16 protein-coding genes are annotated in these 21,684 nt (G+C 52.1%); 4 read left to right on the top strand and 12 right to left on the bottom strand.

From position 1 onward, the window contains the following. Positions 1-111 precede the first annotated feature (111 nt). The 4 genes from glpK to AAGJ81_06065 all read right to left on the bottom strand — a co-directional run bounded on the left by glpK (position 112) and on the right by AAGJ81_06065 (position 6,207). Positions 112-1,620: a glycerol kinase GlpK gene (gene glpK, locus AAGJ81_06080; GenBank protein MEM0965699.1), complete on the bottom strand. Its 1,509-nt coding sequence runs from the start codon at positions 1,618-1,620 to the stop codon at positions 112-114. A gap of 60 nt (positions 1,621-1,680) precedes the next feature. Next, entirely contained in the window at positions 1,681-2,427 is a 747-nt protein-coding gene (locus AAGJ81_06075) for an MIP/aquaporin family protein (GenBank protein ID MEM0965698.1), read from the bottom strand. Between the two features lie 168 nt (positions 2,428-2,595). Next, positions 2,596-5,115 carry a DNA topoisomerase III gene (locus tag AAGJ81_06070; GenBank protein MEM0965697.1) on the bottom strand — a complete coding sequence of 840 codons (2,520 nt, stop codon included), beginning with the start codon at positions 5,113-5,115 and terminating at the stop codon, positions 2,596-2,598. A gap of 18 nt (positions 5,116-5,133) precedes the next feature. Next, complete coding sequence (locus tag AAGJ81_06065; GenBank protein ID MEM0965696.1) at positions 5,134-6,207, bottom strand: alanine--glyoxylate aminotransferase family protein; 1,074 nt, start codon at positions 6,205-6,207, stop codon at positions 5,134-5,136. Positions 6,208-6,272: 65 nt separating this feature from the next. Here AAGJ81_06065 and AAGJ81_06060 point away from each other — a divergent pair, with 65 nt between their 5' ends. Beyond that, a complete protein-coding gene (locus AAGJ81_06060; GenBank protein ID MEM0965695.1) occupies positions 6,273-7,253 on the top strand; it encodes a metallophosphoesterase in 981 nt (326 codons plus the stop codon). A 51-nt stretch (positions 7,254-7,304) separates the two neighbouring features. On the opposite strand, the gene AAGJ81_06055 is transcribed toward AAGJ81_06060, so the two are convergent. Both AAGJ81_06055 and AAGJ81_06050 read right to left on the bottom strand, forming a co-directional pair. Further along, positions 7,305-8,060 (bottom strand): hypothetical protein, encoded by a 756-nt coding sequence (locus AAGJ81_06055; GenBank protein ID MEM0965694.1) that lies wholly within the window; start codon positions 8,058-8,060, stop codon positions 7,305-7,307. A 34-nt stretch (positions 8,061-8,094) separates the two neighbouring features. After that, positions 8,095-8,376: a glutaredoxin family protein gene (locus tag AAGJ81_06050; protein MEM0965693.1), complete on the bottom strand. Its 282-nt coding sequence runs from the start codon at positions 8,374-8,376 to the stop codon at positions 8,095-8,097. Positions 8,377-8,488: 112 nt separating this feature from the next. Here AAGJ81_06050 and uvrA point away from each other — a divergent pair, with 112 nt between their 5' ends. Beyond that, positions 8,489-11,344, top strand: a complete 2,856-nt coding sequence (gene uvrA / locus AAGJ81_06045; GenBank protein ID MEM0965692.1) for an excinuclease ABC subunit UvrA — start codon at positions 8,489-8,491, stop codon at positions 11,342-11,344. 189 nt (positions 11,345-11,533) lie between these two features. Here the strand turns inward: uvrA and AAGJ81_06040 are convergent, their stop codons facing one another. The 3 genes from AAGJ81_06040 to AAGJ81_06030 form a co-directional block, all read right to left on the bottom strand. Beyond that, positions 11,534-13,348, bottom strand: a complete 1,815-nt coding sequence (locus tag AAGJ81_06040; GenBank protein MEM0965691.1) for an ABC transporter ATP-binding protein — start codon at positions 13,346-13,348, stop codon at positions 11,534-11,536. A 149-nt stretch (positions 13,349-13,497) separates the two neighbouring features. Continuing rightward, the gene (locus tag AAGJ81_06035; GenBank protein ID MEM0965690.1) at positions 13,498-13,728 is read right to left on the bottom strand and encodes a hypothetical protein; all 231 of its coding nucleotides are present in this window, start codon (positions 13,726-13,728) and stop codon (positions 13,498-13,500) included. Between the two features lie 51 nt (positions 13,729-13,779). Further along, positions 13,780-15,033: an argininosuccinate synthase gene (locus AAGJ81_06030; protein ID MEM0965689.1), complete on the bottom strand. Its 1,254-nt coding sequence runs from the start codon at positions 15,031-15,033 to the stop codon at positions 13,780-13,782. A 65-nt stretch (positions 15,034-15,098) separates the two neighbouring features. Between AAGJ81_06030 and AAGJ81_06025 the strand changes: the two genes are divergently transcribed. Together AAGJ81_06025 and AAGJ81_06020 are read left to right on the top strand one after the other, a co-directional pair. Next, a complete protein-coding gene (locus AAGJ81_06025; GenBank protein ID MEM0965688.1) occupies positions 15,099-16,895 on the top strand; it encodes a SulP family inorganic anion transporter in 1,797 nt (598 codons plus the stop codon). Between the two features lie 125 nt (positions 16,896-17,020). After that, entirely contained in the window at positions 17,021-17,617 is a 597-nt protein-coding gene (locus tag AAGJ81_06020; protein ID MEM0965687.1) for a hypothetical protein, read from the top strand. Between the two features lie 19 nt (positions 17,618-17,636). Here AAGJ81_06020 and lepB read toward each other — a convergent pair whose 3' ends face one another. Genes lepB through fabD form a run of 3 tightly spaced genes read right to left on the bottom strand, consistent with a single transcriptional unit; the run spans position 17,637 to position 21,682 of the window. Continuing rightward, positions 17,637-18,902: a signal peptidase I gene (gene lepB, locus AAGJ81_06015; protein ID MEM0965686.1), complete on the bottom strand. Its 1,266-nt coding sequence runs from the start codon at positions 18,900-18,902 to the stop codon at positions 17,637-17,639. 15 nt (positions 18,903-18,917) lie between these two features. After that, a complete protein-coding gene (gene lepA / locus AAGJ81_06010) occupies positions 18,918-20,720 on the bottom strand; it encodes a translation elongation factor 4 (GenBank protein MEM0965685.1) in 1,803 nt (600 codons plus the stop codon). 38 nt (positions 20,721-20,758) lie between these two features. Next, a complete protein-coding gene (fabD, locus tag AAGJ81_06005; GenBank protein ID MEM0965684.1) occupies positions 20,759-21,682 on the bottom strand; it encodes an ACP S-malonyltransferase in 924 nt (307 codons plus the stop codon). Between the last annotated feature and the right edge of the window lie 2 nt (positions 21,683-21,684).

Here is a 21,684-nt window from a genome sequence, read left to right as displayed (position 1 = left end):
GGGGTAAGCCCTAGGGGATTTGAAATTGCAGATTTGAAATTTGAGATCGAAGCAAGCTTTGGAGAATTAGATCCGGTTAGACTACCGAAAAGGGCAGGTGTTAAGGAATGCTCACTCATCGCCTGCTTCTTCCCATTGTTTCGAGCGTTCCACTGCCTTCGCCCATCCTTTTTTGAGCGACTCCATTTCTTCAGCAGGACGCGCCGGTTCGAAGGTGACGTCAATTCCCCAGTTTTTTGCGATCTCATCTCGGCTCTCCCAGAAGCCCACCGCAAGGCCAGCAAGATAAGCCGCGCCCATCGCAGTCGTTTCGACGCATTTCGGGCGAACGACGTTTTGCTGGAGTAGATCTGCTTGGAATTGGAGCATCGGCTCGCTGTTAGCAACCCCACCGTCGACCCGACATTCCGTCAGTGTCAGTTCACTGTCTTTCTCCATGGCGGAAACCAGATCGCCACTTTGGAATGCAATTGATTCGAGGGCTGCTCGGCAAAAGTGTGCACGGTTAGTCCCGCGGGTCATTCCAAGAGCGGCCCCTCTGGCATAGGGATCCCAATGAGGTGCTCCGAGTCCAGCAAACGCGGGCACGATGAAGAGCCCGTTGGAATCCGAAACGGTTCCTGCCAGCCAATCCAACTCCTGTGCAGATCGGACCAGTTGGACCTCGTCGCGGATCCACTGGACAACCGCACCACCAATAAAAATAGAACCCTCGAGGGCGTATTCCGTTTTGTCCCCTATGCGCCAAGCAATCGTGGAGAGAAGATTGTTCTTCGATCGGACCAAATCCTCTCCGGTGTTCATTAGAAGAAAACAACCGGTCCCATAGGTGTTTTTGACCATCCCCGGATCGAAGCATGCCTGACCAAAAAGGGCGGCGTGCTGGTCACCGGCGATTCCGGCAATCGGTGTGCCAGCAGGATAAAGATTGTGCGCTACATTTCCGTAGACCTCCGAACAGGTTTTGATTTCCGGAAGCATACTTCGGGGCACCTCCAGCAGCTCCAGAAGTTCATCGTCCCAATCACCAGTCTCGATGTTGTGGAACAAGGTTCTGCTCGCGTTGGTTGAGTCGGTAACATGAACTTTGTGGGAGGTGAGTTGCCAGAGAAGCCACGAATCGACGGTTCCGAATAAGAGTTTACCTTCGTTGGCTCTCTTTCTTGCACCGTCAACATTTTCAAGGATCCAACGAACCTTGGTTCCGGAGAAATAGGGGTCGAGACGAAGCCCCGTTTTCCGCATGACCATCTCCTCGAGACCCTCTGACTTGAGCCTGCCACAGTAGTCGGCGGTGCGCCGATCCTGCCAAACGATCGCATTGTAGATAGGTTCGCCGGTCTCCTTGTCCCAAACGATTGTGGTCTCCCTTTGGTTCGTTACGCCGACTGCTGTGATGGAGTCTGTCTTCAGGTTTGCTCGTGAGAGCGCCTCGTTGGCCGTGGAACTTTGGCTGGACCAAATTTCCATCGGGTCATGTTCGACCCAGCCAGGCTTAGGATAAATTTGGCGAAACTCTTTTTGTGCGCTTGAGACGATTTCACCGGCGTGATTGATCACCACAGACCGGGAGCTGGTGGTGCCTTGGTCGAAAGCTAAGATGTATTGTTCTTTGGGCATGGGCGGAAAGAGAGGGTCTTTTAGGATTCTTGTTTGAGGTAGGAAAAATTCGTTTTGAATCTACAGCCTGAGGAGAACGAAAAGTTGGGCTCCAATAATTCCACCGACAATAGGTGCAAGGACGGGAATCCAGGAATACTGCCAATCCGATGAACCTTTACCCGGGATGGGGAGAATCGCATGGGCGATGCGCGGGCCAAGATCGCGGGCAGGATTGATTGCGTAGCCCGTGGGTCCGCCAAGAGAAAGACCGATCGAGAGAACGATGACGCCTACCAGAATCGGACCAAACCAGGTGTCGACGACGGCAGCCCAGGCGGCCTCGCTAGTGTCTACACCGAGTGCGATCTTCCCGAAGGCAAGGACTCCAAATACCAACATCGCAGTTCCGATTGCCTCCGTAAGAAATGCTGGTCCAAATTTTCGGATTGCCGGTGCGGTGCTGTGGCAAGCCAGCTTTAGCGCCGGATCTTCGGTTTCTTTCCAATGAGCTAGATAGGTTAGATAGACGAGAAACGAACCGAAGATGCCACCTGCCATCTGGGCTAATATATATCCGGGAACCTTCGTCCATTCAAATGAACCTATTGAAGCGAGCGATACGGTAACCGCCGGGTTGATATGAGCGCCAGAGATCCGAGCAACCGAGTAAACGGCCACCGCGACCGCCAATCCCCAACCAAAAGTGATCACAATCCATCCACCATCGTGCCCTTTCGTTTTTGTCAGGAGGACATTGGCGACCACTCCGTTGCCGAGAAGAACGAGAATTGTAGTGCCGACAAATTCGGCTAAGTAGGGGCTCATAATTTCAGAAGGGTTTAGGAAGTCCGAGCAGGTCTCTGTGTCATTCAACGATGTAGATGATTCCCATTGAAATCAATCCTTCATGGCCTGCTTGACGACTCGGTCACCTGATCCGTTTACCGACCTCGATGGGAGCCGCGAAGACAACCTCCCATGGCGGGATACGGGTTAGCCGGATTTGGCCTGCTTTTTTGCCCGTTTCCGAGCGGATTTTCGGGCTGGCCTGTCGGGAAACTCAAATCCCAGCTTGCCATCTGGCTTCAGGACTAGAAACGCATCGAACTTACGCTTGGTTCGATTGGATCGAAAGCCTTGCACAAGATCCGTCTTTTTGTCTTTGAGCAGTTTTTCGAAGACTGGACGTTCGATGGTTTTTCCAAGAATGTTTCGCGCCACCTGAAAGTCGCAGTTTTTCCGGTCTCTGGCCCGTTCTTCACAAATGTAGGCATTCGGAGTTTCGTAGACCTTCGCCCCACAAAGAGGGCAAACGCCCACAACCTCTGCAGAACTCAAATCAATTTCGCCGTTCTCCCCATTAGACGAATCCCCAAAGTCGAGCTCCACTCTCCAAGAACCGTTCTCCTTTTGAATGAGTTTTACGATTGCTGAGAAGCTCTTTCCTGCTTTCGAACGAAAACCATCGAGTGGTCCGATTTGCTTTTTCTCCAGTAGCTCCCGGACCTCTTCCTCCTCCATTGCTCGGTTCCCGATGACTTTGTTCACCTGGAGGGCCGGAATCTGCCGATTGTTCACGGTTACGGAGTCATTGGAAACAAATGCCTTAAAGTTTTCCAGAAGAGGCTTTCCGTCAGTGATCGATTGAAGGGAAGATTCCGTTGGAGCGGGGGGATTCTTCAACGCTTCCGCGATCTGGCGGGTAACCTCTTCAATCCCGTCCATGAATTCCTTCCGTCCCAGTTTTCCTTCCTCAATCTGCTTGAGACGGTATTCCCATTCTCCGGTAAGAGCGGGGCTGGTCAACAAATCGATATCGTAGGCCCGTAAAAACTGAATCAGGGCTTCCCCTTTTGTGGTGGGCAACAATTCCTTCCCATCTTTCTCCAAATATTTCTGATAGACGAGGTTGTCGAGGATACCAGCTCGGGTCGCTGGGGTTCCAAGGCCGCGTTCACGCATCGCTTCAGCAAGCTCATCATCCTCGACTTGTTTTCCGGCATTTTCCATGGCTGAAAGCAGGGTCGCCTCGGTGTAGCGTGGAGGAGGTCTCGTTTCATCTCCCTTAACCTCAACGTCTTCAACGGCACCTTCCACAGGATTGCCATCTGCGCCATCCGGTGTCGGAAGCGGGGGAATCGTATCGGAAGTTCCTGCGGTCTTTCCATAGACTGCAAGCCAACCCGGCTCAGCTAAGACCTTGCCATCGGTGCGGAAAGTATGTCCACCAACGACACTTTCACGAGTCGTGACGTCATACTCTGCAGAAGGATAAAAAACTGCGAGAAAACGGCGAACCACCATGTCGTAGATTTTTTGCTCTGCATCGTTCAAGGTGCGTGGCTTCTGGTCGGTGGGTATGATGGCAAAGTGATCGCTTACCTGCTTGTCATTAAAAATACGCTTATCCTTTGGATTGATCCGATTTCCACTGAGAATAAAATCCGTGAAAGGACGGTAATTCTCAGGGAGATTCGCAAGGGAATCGCGGCAAGAGCTTCCATAATCTTCGGGAAGTGCTCGGGAATCTGTTCGGGGGTAGGTGAGCATTTTGTGCCGCTCATAGAGTGCTTGAGCAATCGAAAGCGTATTTGCGGCCGAGAAACCGTAGCGGTTGTTTGCCTCCCGCTGAAGAGTAGTGAGGTCGTAGAGTCTTGGAGCCGCCTGCTTGGAGCGCTTTTTCTTTTCGGTAATCGATGCAATTCCACCCTCGACTTCTTTCGCAATGCGCTCGGCTTCCACCTTTTCCCAAATTCGAGAGGCCCGGTCATGAGGGAGCTCGTCTGACTTCTTGAAGTCGATCCGCTGATACGTGCCTTCGTAGGTTCCCGTTGAAATTGAAAACTGCGCGACAACTTCCCAGTAAGGGGTGGGGACGAAGCTGCTGATCTCATCTTCCCTGTCACAGACCATGGTAAGGGTAGGGGTCTGAACGCGACCCACGTTGGCAGCGGTGCCGCCTCTTCGGCCGAAGGTAACCGTAGCCCCACGGGTAGCGTTGAGACCGACGAGCCAATCTGCTTCCTGACGACTCTTAGCAGCGTCTTGAAGCGGTTTCATGGATTGCTCCTCCCTTAACTCCTCGAAGGCCTTCTGGATAGCAGTTGGGGTCATCGACATCATCCAGAGGCGCTTCACGGGCTTTTTTACCTTCGCCTGTTCCTGAATCAGGGTAAAAATCAACTCTCCTTCCCGGCCAGCATCACAGGCATTGATGATCTCCCGGACGTCGGGACGTTTCATCAAGCGCTTCAATTCCTGTAGCTTCTTCTTTGTTTTCTCGACCGGTTTAGTCTTAAACTTCGGTGGGACAATCGGGAGGTTATCGAGTGTCCATTTGCTATACGCCTTGTCGATCTCCTGAGGCATTTGGAGTTCAACGAGATGCCCTAAGGCAGAGCTGATTACCCATTCATCGTTTTCGTAGAAATCGCCTTTCTTGGGAACTTTGCCAAGAACTCTGGCGAGGTCCCCTGCAACCGAGGGCTTTTCTGCGATGACGAGGGTCTTCATGTGAACATCCAGCTCAAACTACAAGCTGGCAAAGATCGAATCGAGGTTCCCCAGGAGTTCGCCCATCGTTTCTTTTGTCTCGTCTCCCATGTTCGAAATCCGGAAGGTTTTCCCCTTCAATTTGCCGTAGCCGATGTCGATCACCATCTGAAATTCGTCTTTCAGTCGCTTGTTGATGAGTGCCAGGTCAACGTCCCACGTGTTGCGGATGCAGCTCAGCGATTTCGAAGCAAACTGCTTTTCCGGCAACAGGGAAAACCCATGGTTCTCCATCCAGTCGTGAACCATGTCGTTCAAGTCTGAGTGCCGCTGATAACGATTCTCGATCCCTTCCGCTTCGATATCCTCGATCTTCGATTTGAGGGCATTGATGAGCGGGATCACCGGAGTGCTTGGAGTCATTCCCTTCTCGTGATTCTTTCTGAATTCAATGAAATCAAAGTAGTAGCCGCGGCCCTCTACCGATTTCGCCCGTTCAAAAGCCCGTTCGGAGACTGAGATCAGGGCAAGGCCCGGCGGGAGCGCGAGAGCCTTTTGGGACCCGGTTAGCATCACGTCAATTCCCAGTTCGTCCTTCGGAACCGGAACAACCGAAAAGGAGGAAACCGTATCGATAACAGAGAATACATCAGGAAAATCACGGAGGACCTCCATGATCTCTTCCAGAGGATTCATCATTCCACACGAAGTCTCATTGTGGACGAGGGTAACGACATCGTATTCGCCGGTTTCAAGGTGTTTCCTAAGCTCTTCTGGATCAATGTGGCGCCCCCACTCAACCGAAAGGGGATCAGCCGCAAAGCCTGCCCGCTTTGCGACGTCATACCATTTGTCTGAAAAGGCACCACACATGCAGTTGAGGACCTTCTTTTTCGTCAGGTTGCGAACCGCTCCTTCCATCACGCCCCAAGCACTTGAGGTGCTCAGAAAAACAGGATCAGAGGTTTCGAAAAGTCGTTGTAACCCCGGCTGAACAGACTGATATAGGTCAACAAAATCAGGACTCCGGTGCCCTACGACGGGCGTCGTCATAGCCCGGTAGGTCTTCGCCGAAACTTCAATTGGGCCGGGAATAAAAAGCTTATAACTCATGTCTTGAAGAATTATCCAGTTGTTCAATCGCTTCAGGTTGTCCATCAAAAAACCGTTTTTTATCTGTGCTTACGCTAAAACCCAGTGCGAAAGAAGAATTACTCACTGAGATTCCGAACCTACCGGAGTATCAGGGATTGAGTGATCGAATGGGTGAAAAATTGCTTCGTCAGCGTCTTGCCCGGGAAAGGCTATTGAGAGAGCGGTTGCGACCCCTTTTCGTCCACACAGACGGATTGGCAGATCGTCGCCTTGCAGTTCGTCTCCTTGAGCGAATGGTTCGATGGTCGGGCTTGGAGAAACGAGCCCGAAGAAATTTTCAGGACCTTAGAGTCAAGACTTCGACTTGGAGAATGAATGGTTTGAGTCCAGGTGCAGAGGGTCTAAAGATTCTTCAGGTAACTGATTTGCATCTGGACTTTGATCCGGGAGTTATTGAACGGGTTAGGTCTACAGTAGAGGAGTTACCATACGACTTAGTCTGTATCACCGGTGACTTCTTTGACCTGGTTTTCAGTGGCGAGGCGGTTCCCAAGGAGCATCTGGAGCAATTGGTTCACTGCTTCCGAAGTCCCGTTTACGCGGTTTTGGGGAACCATGATGTTTTATCGGTCGGCTTTTTTCTGGAAGAGTTAGGGGTGAGAGTGCTCATGAACGAATCGGTTTGGATACCGAACGGAGATGGGGGAGTGTGGTTGGCAGGTGTCGACGATGCCCGTCAGTTCGGCACTGATTCGTTTGAAAATGCGGTTAGGGCGATAAGCTGGGATGGCCCGGTCGTCGGATTGTCCCATAGTCCTCAGAACTACAAGGACGCTGAAAGGAATGGCATCAATTTGATGCTGTCTGGTCACACCCACGGAGGGCAGGTTTCACTTCCATGTGGAATTCCCATTACTGGAAGTCACGGGTGTCCGCTTCGAATGGTCTCGGGCAGGTGGAAGTATAAGGGCCTCCAAGGCTACACGTCGAACGGCTGCGGAGGATGTAAGTTACCATTCCGACTCAACGCGCCGGCCGAGGTGACCCTGCACACCCTTGTCTAAGGGAAGTCCTGACGGGTGCCGTGGGGTCTTCCGACTACGATTTTCGCAAGGCTAAAACTTAATCGTTGCGAGAATCCGAACGGGAACGAGACCAAGATCTCCCTCTGAGTTGATCCCCTGGAGGCCCAGCAAATCGATTTGTGAATTATCTCCTTTGGGAGCGGTTTGATAGCGGAAGCCACTCTCAATCCCTACCTCGAGGAAATCCAGCGGGGTGAGGATAACCGAAATAAACACCCCACCACTGAAGACCGTTGATCGCTGGTAAAAGGCAATCGAGGTCACGTTCGGGATGTTGGTGACGTCCGCATCGATCGAATCGATGATGGTCGCTCCAGCCTGCACTGAAATCAGAGACTTAATCCAACCCGAGTTGCCTAGACCCCATCGGAATCCTGCGTAGATTCCAGTATCCGAGTAATCCGAGAAGGTAGCCGTAACATTACTTCCGTTGAATGAGCCGAGAGTAGCGTTCTTCCCACTGGCCATCGTCCTCGAAAGTCCGAGGTAAAGACTTCTCGTGGGGCCTTCCCAAAAATCGATCTCAATCGCTAGGTCGAGAAAATCGTCGTAAGCGTCTGACCAGTCGAGTCCGAGAATATTGGCGGAATTTCCGGTAACCACCTCGTTACCATCCGGATCGGTAGTAGTGGTGCTTTGTTCGGCGGCACTTCCCGAAAAATCCCCCATAACCGGAAAGGCGGGTCCACCCTTTACGGTAATTGACCAGCCGGAAATATCCGGTCCGGCCGCAGAAGCGGATAAAGAAGAAATGCAGAGTGAGATGAGAACTAACCTTACTTTCATGGTGGGAGAGGGTGACTAGTGGAAAGGATTCGGATCAGGTCTCGTCGTCTCCGATTCCAAGTTGGATCCGGACTTCTGGAAACTCATCGAGCTCAGCCATAAACTCATCGGTATCGAAGTCTGCCACAACAAAATCGCCAAACTCAAAAGTAGGAGTTTTGGTCTGACCGCTGATTTCGACCATCTGCATCATTGCATCGCTCTCTCGGTTGACGTCCTTAACCGTGAGATCGACCCCGTGTTGATCGAAGAACACAAGCGCTTCCTTGCACCATGGGCATCCCGCTTTGATATACAGCACTGGTTTTTCCTTCATGGTTTGTGGATAGTGCGTCAGATGAGGTTTTGCCAGAACCATTTTCTTGGTCAACCTCACCTGCGCTTGCCAAACAACGGCTTCAAAGTCCATTCCTACGTTGATCCAGAAAATGGCAAGTCCCGACTCAATCTATATCCGAGGCGCTCGGCAGCACAACTTGAAGAATTTCGATGTCGAGATTCCGAGGGGTAAGATCACGGTGGTGACAGGTGTCAGTGGCTCCGGGAAGTCCTCACTGGCCTTTGATACACTCTATGGAGAAGGGTATCGAAAATACATGGAAAGCCTTTCTCCGAAGGCGAGACAGTTGCTGGATCAGGTGGACCGCCCAGAGGTGGACTTCATCGAAGGGCTTTCACCCGTCATCGCGATTGAGCAATTGACGGGTCATGGTATCAACCCTCGAAGCACAGTGGCCTCCATATCGGAGGTGTTGGATTTTGCGAGAGTTCTCTGGTCGGTGGCGGGCGTTCCATTCTGTCCCAAAGACGGTGGGAGGGTTTCCCGGCGTTCTATCGATGATTGCCTTGATCGTTTGTTTGAGGAGCCGGAAGGGAGCCGTATCCAAATCTTCGCTCCAAAGATGGTAGCGAAGCCATCCGTCATCCGTGAAGAAATGGAGTCCTTGCGGCACAAGGGTTTCACCCGGGTGCGCATTGACGGACGGATTGCAGGTCTTGAGGAAAAAGGCCTGATTGACCGATCGAGGAAGGAACAAGAGCTGGAACTACTGATTGACCGAATCGTTCTTCGACCAGACCAGAGAGGTAGAATCGCTGATTCGCTAGAGTTGGCTTTTTCCGAAGGTGGAGATCGAGCGGTTATTCTCAGTCAGGCAACAAAGGAAGAGGCTTCGAGGGAGATTTTGCTGAGCCAAGCTCATGCTTGCGAGATTTGCGGGACTACTTATCCCGCTCCCAATCCCAGACTTTTCTCATGGAATAATCCGGATGGGGCTTGTCCGGAATGTGGCGGTCTCGGAGAAATTCTCCAATTTGACGAGGACCTCCTGATTCCGGATCCATCTTTATCGGTAAAGAAGGGTGCGATCAAACCGTGGCGTATTGGTTCGAAACGGATGATTATCCGAAGAAATGCCCTTTTGCGCCAGCTAGCTGAACAGCTTCCTTTCGATCCTACAACACCCTGGCAAGAACTCGACGATGGTACGCGGGATTTGATTGTTCATGGGTCGGGAGAAAAGGAATTTCTATTTAAGCTTGGACCGGGAAACCGCAAAGCGCAGGAGTTCCCATTTCCCGGAGTGCTTCCAGACCTTGACGAGTCTTACCGGACCTCAACGAGCGATGGATTACGTGCTCGCTTGGTCGCCTACCAGCGCAAGCTTCCCTGTCCTTCGTGTGGCGGAGCAAGGCTCGGCGCCTACCCACGGTCCATTCTCGTCGCAGGGGTTTCTCTACCTCAATTTCTCTCCCATTCAATTTCTTCTGCCCTGAAGCTCGTCGATGGTAGTTTCCGCGCACAGGCTGGCGATGAAGTCGAGGAGGCATTGGAGGGTCTGGCTCACCGGTTACGTTTCCTCGAAGAGGTTGGGTTGGGATACCTAACACTTGACCGGCCTTTTCACACTTTGAGTGGGGGTGAAGCGCAACGAGCGCGCCTCGCGACCCAGCTCGGAATGGGATTGGTTGGCGTCATCTACGTATTGGATGAGCCGAGCATCGGTCTTCATTCGAACGATATTCAAAGACTGATCAGAAACCTTCAGAAGCTCCGGGACCGTGGCAATACAGTAGTGGTCGTCGAACACTCTTCCGAGATGATTCAGGTCGCCGATCACCTGATCGAATTGGGCCCTGGGGCCGGATCGGTTGGAGGTAAACTGGTTTACTCCGGGAGCCCTAAAGCCATTCCACCTGATAGCGAAAGTCGGACAGCAGCCTATCTTTCAGGAAAGGAAAGCCTTGTGGATCTGCGTTTGCCGAAAAGAAAGACCGCAGACGCGATCCAGGTGAGAGAGGCTGCGGAACACAACCTCAAGAACATTACAGTGAATTTTCCTGTGGGACTGGTCTCAGCGATTTGCGGAGTCTCGGGTTCGGGAAAAAGCACGTTGGTTCATGATGTTCTTGGTGCTGCGGCCGCGAGGAAACTCAATCGGGCGAAATCCATTCCGGGCGTGCATAAAGGAATCTCCGGATGGGAAAGTTTCGACTCTGTGGTGCAAGTCGACCAGTCCCCAATCGGAAGAAGTCCTCGTTCGAATCCAGCTACGTTTGCCGGAATATTCTCCATTTTAAGGTCTTTGTTTTCCAAGACTCCCTTGGCAAAAGTGCGCGGCTACACTCCGGGAAGGTTTAGTTTTAATGTGCCCGGTGGCCGTTGCGAGCGGTGCAAAGGGGATGGACTCATTCGGCTCGATATGCAGTTCATGAGCGACGTCTTTGTAGAATGTCCAAGCTGTCAGGGCAAACGGTACAATCGGGAAACTCTAGAAGTCAGGTATCGGGGCCTCAATATCGCGGAGGTTCTTGAGCTGACCATAGAGGAGGCTCGGGACGCACTCAGTCGAAATCCAGCGATTCTCGCGAAACTGGATCTGCTGATTGAGGTGGGTCTTGGATATCTTCAACTTGGGCAGTCAGCTACCACTTTGTCGGGAGGAGAGGCCCAGCGCCTCAAGCTCGCAACGGAGCTGAGCCGACGGGAACAGGGACGCACTCTTTATCTTCTGGATGAACCAACTACTGGCTTGCACTGGGATGACATTGCTCGACTCATCGAGGTAGTCTACCGGCTAAGGGATGCCGGAAATACAATCCTCATCATCGAACACGATCTCGACGTCATTCAACTAGCAGACTGGGTAGTAGAGCTCGGTCCGGGTGGCGGGGATGAGGGAGGAGAATTGATCTACGCCGGTCCCCCGGAAAAATGGTCTAAGGCGGCGAATTCTCCAACACTGCAGGCTCTCAAAGATACGGGACGGAGTCTGCCGGGCTAAGTTTAATGGTGGCGTCGGAACAAAGTTCCGAGGATAGCTTCAGTTCCATACCGCGGTTCAAAGAACCGAGGTCACGGTGTTTACAGTGAGTTCTCGAAGGACGACGGGTGGGAGTGGATTGCTAAAAGAGAAGAAAAGTCGACCTGAACCACTTGCGGATCCGGATTTCGATTCGGAGAGGGCTTTGATTTACGCCTGCTTATCGTAAAGATCCCGATAGAGTGCGCATTCAGCGTAAACCTTATCGTGAGGACCGTCGGCGATAATTTTGCCGTTCTCGAATACCAGTATTCGCCCGGCACTGCGAATTGTGCTGAATCGGTGGGCAATTACGATCGCGGTCTTTCCGGGAAGAAGGCGATCCAAGGCTTTCTGGATCTTTTGCTCGCTTTCCGAGTCAAGGGCTGAGGTAGCCTCATCCAGAATGAGAATAGGGGCGTTCCTAAGAAACGCTCTGGCAAGGGCTATTCTCTGCTTCTGTCCACCGGAAAGACGGGTGCCTTTTTCCCCCACTACGGTGTCGTAGCCATTCTCAAGCTCGGCAATAAACTCGTCGGCAAACGCATTCCGGGCCGCCTCTTCAATCTCCTCCTGGGTGGCGTCTTGTCTTCCGATTCGGATGTTTTCGCCGATGGTATCGTTGAAGAGCACAGGATCCTGGGAAACGAGTGCGATAGACTCATAGAGTTCCGCCTTCGCAATTTTTCGGAGGTCACTCCCACCGATGCGGATGGTTCCCTCGTTTACATCATAGAAACGGCTCACCAAATTGGCGAAAGTCGACTTGCCGGCACCACTAGGTCCGACAAGGGCAACTACCTGCCCACCGGGAATTTGGAGATCAATCTTTTCGAGAGTGGGTGTGTCCTGATAGGAGAAGCTCACGTCTTCAAAGTCAATCTGCCCATCGCCAGCCACAAACTTCTCCGGATTCTCCGGGTCCGGAACGGAAGTAGGAGAGTTGAGAATGTATTCGATCCTCTCCAACGAGGCCGTGGCCTGTCGCATCTTACTGTGAATCATTCCGAGTTTCTTGATCGGATCGTACGACATGTAGAGGGCGAAGATAAGAGGGACGACCTGCTCTAGAGTAACTCCCCGTTTGGCGGCGTAGAAAATCGCGATGGCGATTCCGACGGCTGAAATGAATTCAATACTGGGAGTAAGCACATGACCATATTTCACTACCTTCATCTGGTGCTTGAAGAGCTTCCGAACCGATTGAAAGAATCGCATTTCCTCCCGCTCCTTCAGGTTGAAGGCCCTCACTTCACGAGGCGCCGACAAGTTCTCGCTCAAGATTCCTGTGAGGTCCCCAGCTTCATCCTGCATTAACCGCGCTTTTTTTAGCATTTTTCGGCCGACATACCGAATCGGTAAGACTGCGATCGGAATGGTGAGAAGGCATAACAAAATGAATGCTAGGTCGTTTTGTCGTAGTGACAGAAATAACAGTGCACCCATCGCGCCAATGAAGGTGACGGGTTGCTTGATGAGATCGTTGGCAACGAAAATGATCCCATTCTGAAGCTGGGTGGTGTCCACCACAACGCGGCTGACCAGTTCACCTGTTTGGTTTTTCTGGAAGAAGGAAAGAGGAAGAACCTGCAGCTTGGAAAATATCCGGCACCGGATCGTTTCGAGCACCCGAACCCCGCAGTAGTTGATCCAGTAGACGTTGGTGAAACCGGCAATTCCTCTCACGCCAAAGGAAAGTGGCAATGCTGCCACCGCGAGAAAGAGCATCCATACATCTCCGTCAGGGTCTTCAGACCAACCGAGCTCTTTCCGCTGCTCCGGGGTCAAAATCTTATCCATCTCTTCGGTGAGTGCAGCCATTTGTTCCCCACTCAACTCCTCCCTGACCTCTTCAGAGAAATGAGCGAATTCAGCTTGATTGAAGATTTTTGGAAAAACGACGCTGCTGACGAACGGCAAGCCAAACCCACTCGCGAGCCCGTAAATGATCCCAGCAACAACGGCTCCCATGAATTGCCACTTCACAGGCGCCAGCATCTTGAGGTATGGCCAAAAGCGTTTCAAATTGGCGTGATCTTCGCCTGCTCGCGGTAATCCGTAAAGACCGAAACTGCGAGGGAAGGGTGGGCCGCTCCCTTGGGGAAGCTCTTCAACAAGGCAAGTTTTTGTCGGTCCTACATTCCCAGTGGGGCGCGATCAATCATCATCGGATCTTCAATATTCTCTTCAGCGGCCTCGTTAGAGAGATCAATTTCTGCTGCCAGAGGGTCAGCATCTTCGTCCCCATCAAGCACTTGCGCTACCGGACCTACTTCGGGACCGGATTCTTCCCAGTCAGGGCTGCTGTAGCAACCTGCGAACAGAAGTGACGCGAAAATAAAAGGAAGTGTAAGATAGTGTTTCATAGTCAATAGCTGTTGTTCGAACAAGGTATATTGTAGTTGAAATTCCGATACCTACTCATGGGACAATTTGCTCGTGCTCTCAACTCTTGCTCCTCCCTGAGCGGAAGCTCTTGCCCGCAGCCGAAGTGCCTGAAGACGAATGAAGCCTGAAGCATCGTCGGGATTGTAGTCACTCGCCACTCCTTCCATGGAGGCGACCTCCGCGTCGTAAAGAGAGTAGGGCGACTTTCGTCCGACCGTTGTGATCGAACCTTTATACAACTTGAGCCTCGCCGTGCCAGTCACCATTCGTTGACTCTCGTCAATGAAAGCCTGCAAAGCCTCCCGTTCTGGCGCGTACCAGAATCCATAATACACGAGATCCGCGTAGCGTGGCATCAGCGTGTCGCGGAGATGCGAAAGATCGCGGTCTAGGGTGAGGCTTTCCACCTGACGTCTTGCATGGAGAAGAAGAGTTCCACCAGGAGTTTCGTAAACGCCCCGGCTCTTCATTCCGACAAATCGATTCTCGACCAAGTCCACGCGTCCGATACCGTGCTGGCCAGCGATTGAGTTCAGCGCCTTTAAAGCCCCCGCAGGGTCCAACTTTTTGCCGTCGACGGAAACGCAATCACCCTTCTCAAACTCGAGTTCTAGGTATCGTGGTTCATCGGGGGCAATTTCCGGATCGACGGAAAGTTTATACATCTCCCGGTTTTCAACGGTCGTTGGATCAAACCAAGGATCCTCGAGAATCCCGGCCTCGTAGGAGATATGGAGGAGATTCCGGTCCATCGAATACGGCTTTTCAGCACTTGCTTCGACTGGGATGTTATTTTCCCGACAATAGTCGATCATCTCTTTCCGCCCAGGAAAAGTCTTTCGGAAATTCCTATCCCTCCAGGGTGAAATGATTCGTAGATCTGGAGCCAATGCCGCGTAAGTCAGCTCGAATCGGCACTGATCGTTACCCTTCCCGGTGGCACCATGGGCTACGGCATCTGCGGCTTCCTGCCGGGCGATTTCAATTTGGGCTTTTGCAATGAGAGGGCGGGCAATTGAAGTTCCGAGGTAATATTGCCCCTCGTAAAGGGTATTCGCTCGAAACATCGGATAGATAAAATCGCTGGCAAACTCATCGACCAAATCGACCGTGTAATGAGTCGAGGCACCGGTCGCCTTCGCCTTCTCTGCCAAGCCATCCAGTTCTTCCTCTTGGCCTACATCCGCCGCGAAGGTGACGATTTCTGTATTGTATTCCTGCTTGAGCCAATGAACCAGGACGGAGGTGTCGAGACCTCCAGAATAGGCGAGCACAATCTTCATGAAAGTGAGTTTCAGAGGGCATTGACGCTTGTAAAGCGGAAAGCAGGTGGAATGATCCGATTTTGGTGAGTTCCGAGAGTCTAACTTCTGCTTCCAGCAAACCGAAAGCTTCCAGTAGTGCTTCCAAATCCTCGGGCAACCGCTTTCGATCCTTCTCTGCAAAAGGGGATCTCTTTGGAGGAGTAACGACCGCGATCGTTTCACTACCGATGGCTCTCGCATTCGGAGTCGCCTCCGGAGCAGGGGCAGAAGCGGGGCTATACGGGGCTGTTTGCGTCGGATTGTTCGCAGCCATTTTCGGAGGCACCCGAACCCTCATTTCGGAGCCCACAGGTCCCATGACGGTGGTCATGACAGCCGTGGTTGCCTCGCTTGTTGCCGCCAATCCAGAGAGGGGACTGGAATCGGCCTTTGCGGTAGTCCTAGTCGCGGGCCTAACCCAGCTCGTCTTCGGGCTGCTTCGTTTAGGGCGCTACGTTACGCTCATGCCCTACAGCGTGATTTCGGGATTCATGTCCGGAATCGGGATTTTACTGATTCTAATTCAAATCGCGCCGTTGGTCGGAGTGTCTTCTCCCTCTGGGGGAGCAATATCCGTGGTAAAGTCTCTGCCGAAAATTGTCGAAGGAGCCCGCTGGCAGGAGTGTGTGATTGCTTTGGTCGGCCTGATTATCCTCTTTCGGATGCCTTCCCGCTGGAAACGTTATTGCCCTCCGCATCTTGTCGCTTTGGTCGTCGGAACCGGAGCAGCGCTTCTCTTTTTCTCAGGAGATGATTTAAGAAGAATTGGAGAGATCCCAATGGGTCTTCCCGATCTGAGAATCCCGTTCTTTGCTCCCGAACATCTGAGAACCATTCTGGTCGAGGGTATTATTCTCGGTATCTTAGGGTGCGTCGACACGCTTCTGACGGCGATGATCGCCGACAGTTTGACTCGGGATCAACACGATTCGGATCGTGAGCTGAGGGGGCAGGGCGTGGGAAACATCGTGTCGAGTCTGTTTGGAGGGCTTCCGGGCGCTGGCGCAACCATGGGAACGGTGGTGAACATAAAAGTAGGGGCAAGGTCTCCGATAGCCGCTATTTTGAGGGCGGCGATTCTCCTTTCGATCATCCTATTTTTGGGACCTTATCTGTCGGTCGTTCCTATGGCGATACTGGCAGCGATCGCCGTTAAGGTCGGATTCGACATTTTGGATTGGAGCTTCCTGAAGCGCGCCCATCAAGTCTCCAGGAGTGCATCAGTCATTATGTACACGGTCATGGCGTTGACCGTATTCGTGGATCTAATCTTTGCGGTTGGTTTTGGGGTCTTTGTCGCAAACGTTTTAACGATCGACCGCCTATCCCGAATCCAGTCGGAAAAAGGTATTCGGACGATCGACCCGACCGATGCCGATATCCCTATGACTCCGGAGGAGAGGGCACTCTTTGAGGAAGGAAAGGGCGGGATCATTTTATTACACCTGAGTGGCCCTATGATCTTTGGTGTCGCTAAAGCTCTCGCCCGTGAACACGAAGCACTAGGTCGAGCAAGAGCCCTGATTGTCGATCTCTTGGATGTTCCTCTTCTGTCAACCACAGTGGCGCTTGCGATTGAAAACGTGGTTCGAGATGCCCGCGAAGCCGGAGTCGACGTCTATGTCTGCACAGCACCGGGAGATACAAGAACTCGGTTAGAGCAAATTGAGCGATCAGGAAAAGAGCGGCTGCGGTTCTGCGAATCGCGGAAACAGGCTCTCGAGGCTGCGGTTGAAGGGAGGGAGCCGATAAGCGAATCGTTCAACGATGGGAAAGCGGAGAACACACGGTCGCCTGAGATCGTTGGTGACGAGGCGAGTGAGGGAGATGATTGGAAATAAAACCCAGAAGCCAAGCGAGTGGGGTTTTACACGATCAGGCGCAAAAACTTTAATTAGACATAATGTTTATTGTGCGCATAAAGGCGATCGGTGTTCGAGCTTGATACACAAGCGTTAGTTCGATCATGAAACTCCCAATTGCATCGTCACTTCTCGTTCTTCTTCTTTTTTCTGCGTCTCAAGCGGCGTCGGTTGATGCGGGTCAGCTCGAAACGACCAGTCGTTCTGACATCCTTGATCGTTACTACGACGATATCCGTGACCTTCCGTTTAACTACCGCAATGTGGGGTCTGTGCTTGAGGCGATTGCCTACCTACAACTACGGGAAGAGTTTCCACCGCCAGATTTCATAGTGCTGGCAAACCTCGTCTATTGGGATGGAAACGGTAGAACTTTGGGTGAAATCGACCTCTTAGTCATCAATGTTGCTGAGAATCGGGTGCAGATTGTTTACGAGGTAAAAATGACAGCGTCCCCAGTTTACGCGGGTCGAATCGCTAGACGTCAGCTCAGACGCCTTCAGGCAGCTCTTCTAGACGAGTCAGTCGCTGGTTTCTCCGACTCGTTTCCGGACTACTCGGTGGAAGCCACTCTTTTCGACACGGATACCGAATATAGGCTGCTTGGTGGAACCGAGACGATCGAGTTTGACTGGGATCGTAGCCTCGACCTAACCCGTGAAGAAGGTGATTTCCTGCAGGAGCGGATTTTAGGTCGGTAGCGTTCTCGTGGGATGTCCGTTACTCTGCGGGACCCCAGCGTTTGGTGAAGGGAAAATAGATGAATAAAGCTTTTCCGATCACTGCATCCTCGTCAAAGCTTCCCCAGTAACGGCTATCCAAGCTGTTATTGGAGTTGTCACCGAGGGCGAAAAACTGGTCTTCCGGAATCTCATAGGTCGTTCCTGGGGTTAGGTAATCCATATTCGGACCATCATTTACATAGCCCCTGTATCCATCAATCTGCTCGGCGTTCTTTTCAAATGCGACATTCCCTCTTGCCACTTCCCCATCGATTAGAAGTGCCGGAGGTTCAATCGCGAGAACGTCTCCTTCTGTGCCAGCTAACCGCTTGATGTAATATTTCTCACCAAGTGGACTTCTTGGGTAATCGATTGAGTTAGTCCGGAAGACAATTGGGTCGCCTACCTTGGGAGCAAAAAAGTGGTAGGAGAATCGATCGACGAACAAGGCATCCCCGCTCAGTACATCGAAGTCGAGCACCGTATCTCCGGACTGAAAGGTTCCGCCAGCCACTGTCACCGAACCCATGCGAGCATTTTGACGACTGAATCCACCGTTTGCCTGCTGGGCTTCGACTACCTCCGACCAAGAATTGTAGTCTGGGAAGTAGCGGTCGATGAGCATTGAATCCGCGTCAAAATCGATAGGCACATCAAACGAGACGGGTTGGTTTCCAACATATAAAAAGTACCGCTTTAGCTTCGTTGGGACGAATATCCACTTCTTTCCGTCGACCACTTCGAAGGCAGCCCTTGGCCCTTGATTGATGAACAACGGTATGCGCAGGGCTCCGTTGGAATCTGCGACAACCTCCTGATTGCGAGCGCCGAAAAGGACGAAACGGAATGGCTTTTCCAAGAGCGAGGGCCCCTCCCCTGCTTCGTATAACTGATGGTACATCCCGCTGTAAGTAGGATACATTGAATTCGTCGGAATTATGAAGGGCTGGAGAAAAAATGCGCGAATCCCCAGAACGATGATCGCCGCTACAAGAAACGTTTCGACATTATCACTGATGAAGGTTTTCGGATAAACCTTTCCACCGTGTTGCCGTAGGACGGAATCCCATTCACCTGCCAATGAAGTAAGCCGTTCGTTGGTTAGATCCTTCTCCGCAGAGACGGCGGAGGCACTTTCCCCGACCTCTTTCAATTGGGCGATTGCAGAAGACCCCAGTTGGTCTTTTCGGTAGTTGATGATCTTTCTCGCCATCTCAGCGAACTCGCCCGCCCGCTTTCGAATCTTCTTTTTCTTGGAGAACATCTACCGTTTTCTGAATTAGTCCTGACTACTGCGCAAGACCTGAACAAAGGCTTCCTGCGGGATTGAAACCGAGCCAATCTGCTTCATGCGCTTTTTTCCTTCCTTCTGTTTTTCAAGGAGTTTCCGTTTTCGAGAAATATCGCCACCGTAACACTTTGCAGTTACATCCTTCCGCATCGCACTCAGTGTCTCACGGGCAACAAACTTGCCGTTTACCGCGGCCTGGATCGCTACTTTGAAGAGCTGACGAGGTAGAAGATCTTTCAATTTCCCGCAAAGAGCTCGTCCGCGGGTTTCCGCCTTTTGCCGGTGAACAATTGATGAAAAGGCCTCGATAGGCTCCGAGTTGACCAAAATCTCCATCCTCACGAGGTCGGACTGTTCATACCCTTCAGGTTCATAATCCATACTCCCATAGCCGTGGGTCAGACTTTTGAGCCGGTCGTTGAAATCAACGAGGATCTCGTTCAGGGGCAGCCTGGCCGTAATCATGACTCGTGACTGGTCAATCGTATCGGTGTGGAGACAGACTCCCCGTTTCTCAGAAATCAAAGCCAGCAGGTCGCCAATGCAATCGTTAGGAGTGTGAATCGTCGCTTGAATCATGGGTTCTTCAATCCACTCAATCTCGGTTGCGTCAGGAAAAAAAACCGGATTGTCCAACTCCATTTCAGTTCCGTCGGTTTTTCGAAGCCGATAGATGACGCTGGGGTAAGTTGAAATAATATCGAGATCGTATTCTCGTCGGATTCGCTCCTGCACGATCTCCATGTGGAGAAGTCCAAGAAAACCACAGCGGAAACCAAATCCAAGAGCTGCAGAACTTTCGCTCTGGAAGACGAAGGCGGCGTCATTGAGTCGCAATTTAGCGACACTTGCCTTCAGTTTCTCGTAGTCCGATGTATCCAGAGGATAAATACCGCTAAAAACCATCGGGCGGACTTCCTTGTATCCAGGAAGCATTTCCTTTGCGAAGTCATCAGTCCGCGTAACGGTGTCTCCCAATTTCACATCTGCCACATCCCGGATTCCCGTCACGATGTAACCGACCCGGCCTCCGGACAGTGAGTCCTCTGCGACCATCTCGGGAGAAAAGCGCCCCACTTCCTTGATCTGAGTCTTTACGCCGGAACCCATAAAAGAAATATTGCTCCCCCTCTTCAGTTCTCCGCTAAACACTCGAACGTAGCAGATCACTCCTTTGAAGCCGTCGTAGACACAGTCAAAAACGAGTGCCCTGGTGCCTTCGCCGTCCAACCATCTTGGACCAGGAACTCGATCGACAACTGCTCGAATGATCTCTGGAATACCAATTCCCGATTTGGCACTCGCCAAAATCGCTTCGTCGGCGGGTATCGCGAGAACATCCTCGATTTGCTCCATGATCCGTTCTGGTTCTGCACTGGGAAGATCCACTTTGTTGATCACCGGTATCAGCTCGAGACCCTGAGCTACCGCGAGGTGCGCATTTGCCACTGTCTGCGCCTCGATTCCCTGGGCTGCATCGATTAGAAGTAAGGCTCCTTCGCAGGCTGCGAGACTGCGTGAAACTTCGTAGGAGAAATCTACATGCCCCGGAGTGTCGATGAGATTGAAGAGAAAGTCATCGCCGTTGTCTTGATAAACCATCGAAACGGGGTGGCTTTTAATCGTGATCCCCCGTTCCCGTTCTAAATCCATCGAATCGAGGAGTTGCTCCTTCATATTCCGCTGGTCGACCGTTTGGGTCAGTTCGAGCAGCCGATCCGAGAGCGTAGTCTTCCCATGGTCGACGTGCGCAATGATGCAAAAATTCCGAATCGAGTCAGTCGGGCGCATAGGAGTTTAGGTCTTAGACAAAGAGCCGGGATGGAAATTCATTCGACGGAGAAATCATCGACTTCCGCGAAAGATCTTGATGACCAGGAACGGTCAGTTCTCCGGATCAATCCAGCGATAATTTTACCAGGGCCGCATTCCACGAGCTCGATCGGTTCCGACTGCTCTCCCGCCATCGACCGCATACAGTCCTCAAAAAGCACGGGAGAAACCACCTGAGCCACAAGACCTTTCCGGATGTCCTGAGGGGTAGAAACCCGGCCACCGGATACATTGGCGTAAAATGGACAGAAGGGTTCTCCAATTTCGGCACTTTCTACGTAGGGAGCGAACTCATCCCGGGCACTCTCCATCAGACTGCTGTGGTAAGCGCCGGCAACGACCAATTCCTTCACAAGTTTGAATCCCTTGTCTTTTCCAAGGGCAACGGCGGCGACAATTCTATCTTTCTCTCCTGAAATCACGATCTGGCCCGGGCAGTTCAAATTCGCCATTTCCACGTCGCACTCCTCGCACAGCGCGGAGACTTCCTCGCGGCTTCCCCCGATCACGCTTGCCATACTACCATGGGTTTTCTCGCAGGCCTCTTGCATTAAACGTCCCCGCTCTGCCACCAGACGCAGACCCGTTTCAAAATCCATGGCGCCACCGACCGTTAGAGCCGTAAGCTCTCCAAGCGAAAGACCGGAAACCGCCGCAGGACCGTGGATGACTCCCTTCTCCAAAAGAAGTTCGTAGAGGATAATCCCATGAACAAAAAGCGCGGGTTGGCAGACACGGGTTTCAGTCAATTCCTCCGCAGGGCCTTCAAACATGATCCGTGAAAGCTTCCACCCCAGGAGATCATCTGCAGCGTTAAGCCTCTCCTGCACCAGGGGTGATTCTTCGAGCAGAGACATGCCCATGCCCACCTCCTGAGCACCCTGACCTGAAAAAAGAACGCCGGGTCTGAATTTATCCATTC

The sequence above is a fragment of the Verrucomicrobiota bacterium genome (assembly GCA_038744685.1).
Classification (GTDB): Bacteria; Verrucomicrobiota; Verrucomicrobiia; order Opitutales; family Puniceicoccaceae; genus Puniceicoccus.
The sequence above is the reverse complement of the archived record's forward strand: the minus strand, read 5'-3'. Positions and strand labels throughout refer to the sequence as shown.

Coding starts and splice junctions, on each gene's coding strand:
- glpK (MEM0965699.1), bottom strand. CDS start 1,620: ATGCCCAAAGAACAATACATCTTAGCTTTCGACCAAGGCACCACCAGC.
- AAGJ81_06075 (MEM0965698.1), bottom strand. CDS start 2,427: ATGAGCCCCTACTTAGCCGAATTTGTCGGCACTACAATTCTCGTTCTT.
- AAGJ81_06070 (MEM0965697.1), bottom strand. CDS start 5,115: ATGAAGACCCTCGTCATCGCAGAAAAGCCCTCGGTTGCAGGGGACCTC.
- AAGJ81_06065 (MEM0965696.1), bottom strand. CDS start 6,207: ATGAGTTATAAGCTTTTTATTCCCGGCCCAATTGAAGTTTCGGCGAAG.
- AAGJ81_06055 (MEM0965694.1), bottom strand. CDS start 8,060: ATGAAAGTAAGGTTAGTTCTCATCTCACTCTGCATTTCTTCTTTATCC.
- AAGJ81_06050 (MEM0965693.1), bottom strand. CDS start 8,376: ATGAAGGAAAAACCAGTGCTGTATATCAAAGCGGGATGCCCATGGTGC.
- uvrA (MEM0965692.1), top strand. CDS start 8,489: ATGGCAAGTCCCGACTCAATCTATATCCGAGGCGCTCGGCAGCACAAC.
- AAGJ81_06035 (MEM0965690.1), bottom strand. CDS start 13,728: ATGAAACACTATCTTACACTTCCTTTTATTTTCGCGTCACTTCTGTTC.
- AAGJ81_06030 (MEM0965689.1), bottom strand. CDS start 15,033: ATGAAGATTGTGCTCGCCTATTCTGGAGGTCTCGACACCTCCGTCCTG.
- AAGJ81_06020 (MEM0965687.1), top strand. CDS start 17,021: ATGAAACTCCCAATTGCATCGTCACTTCTCGTTCTTCTTCTTTTTTCT.
- lepB (MEM0965686.1), bottom strand. CDS start 18,902: ATGTTCTCCAAGAAAAAGAAGATTCGAAAGCGGGCGGGCGAGTTCGCT.
- lepA (MEM0965685.1), bottom strand. CDS start 20,720: ATGCGCCCGACTGACTCGATTCGGAATTTTTGCATCATTGCGCACGTC.
- fabD (MEM0965684.1), bottom strand. CDS start 21,682: ATGGATAAATTCAGACCCGGCGTTCTTTTTTCAGGTCAGGGTGCTCAG.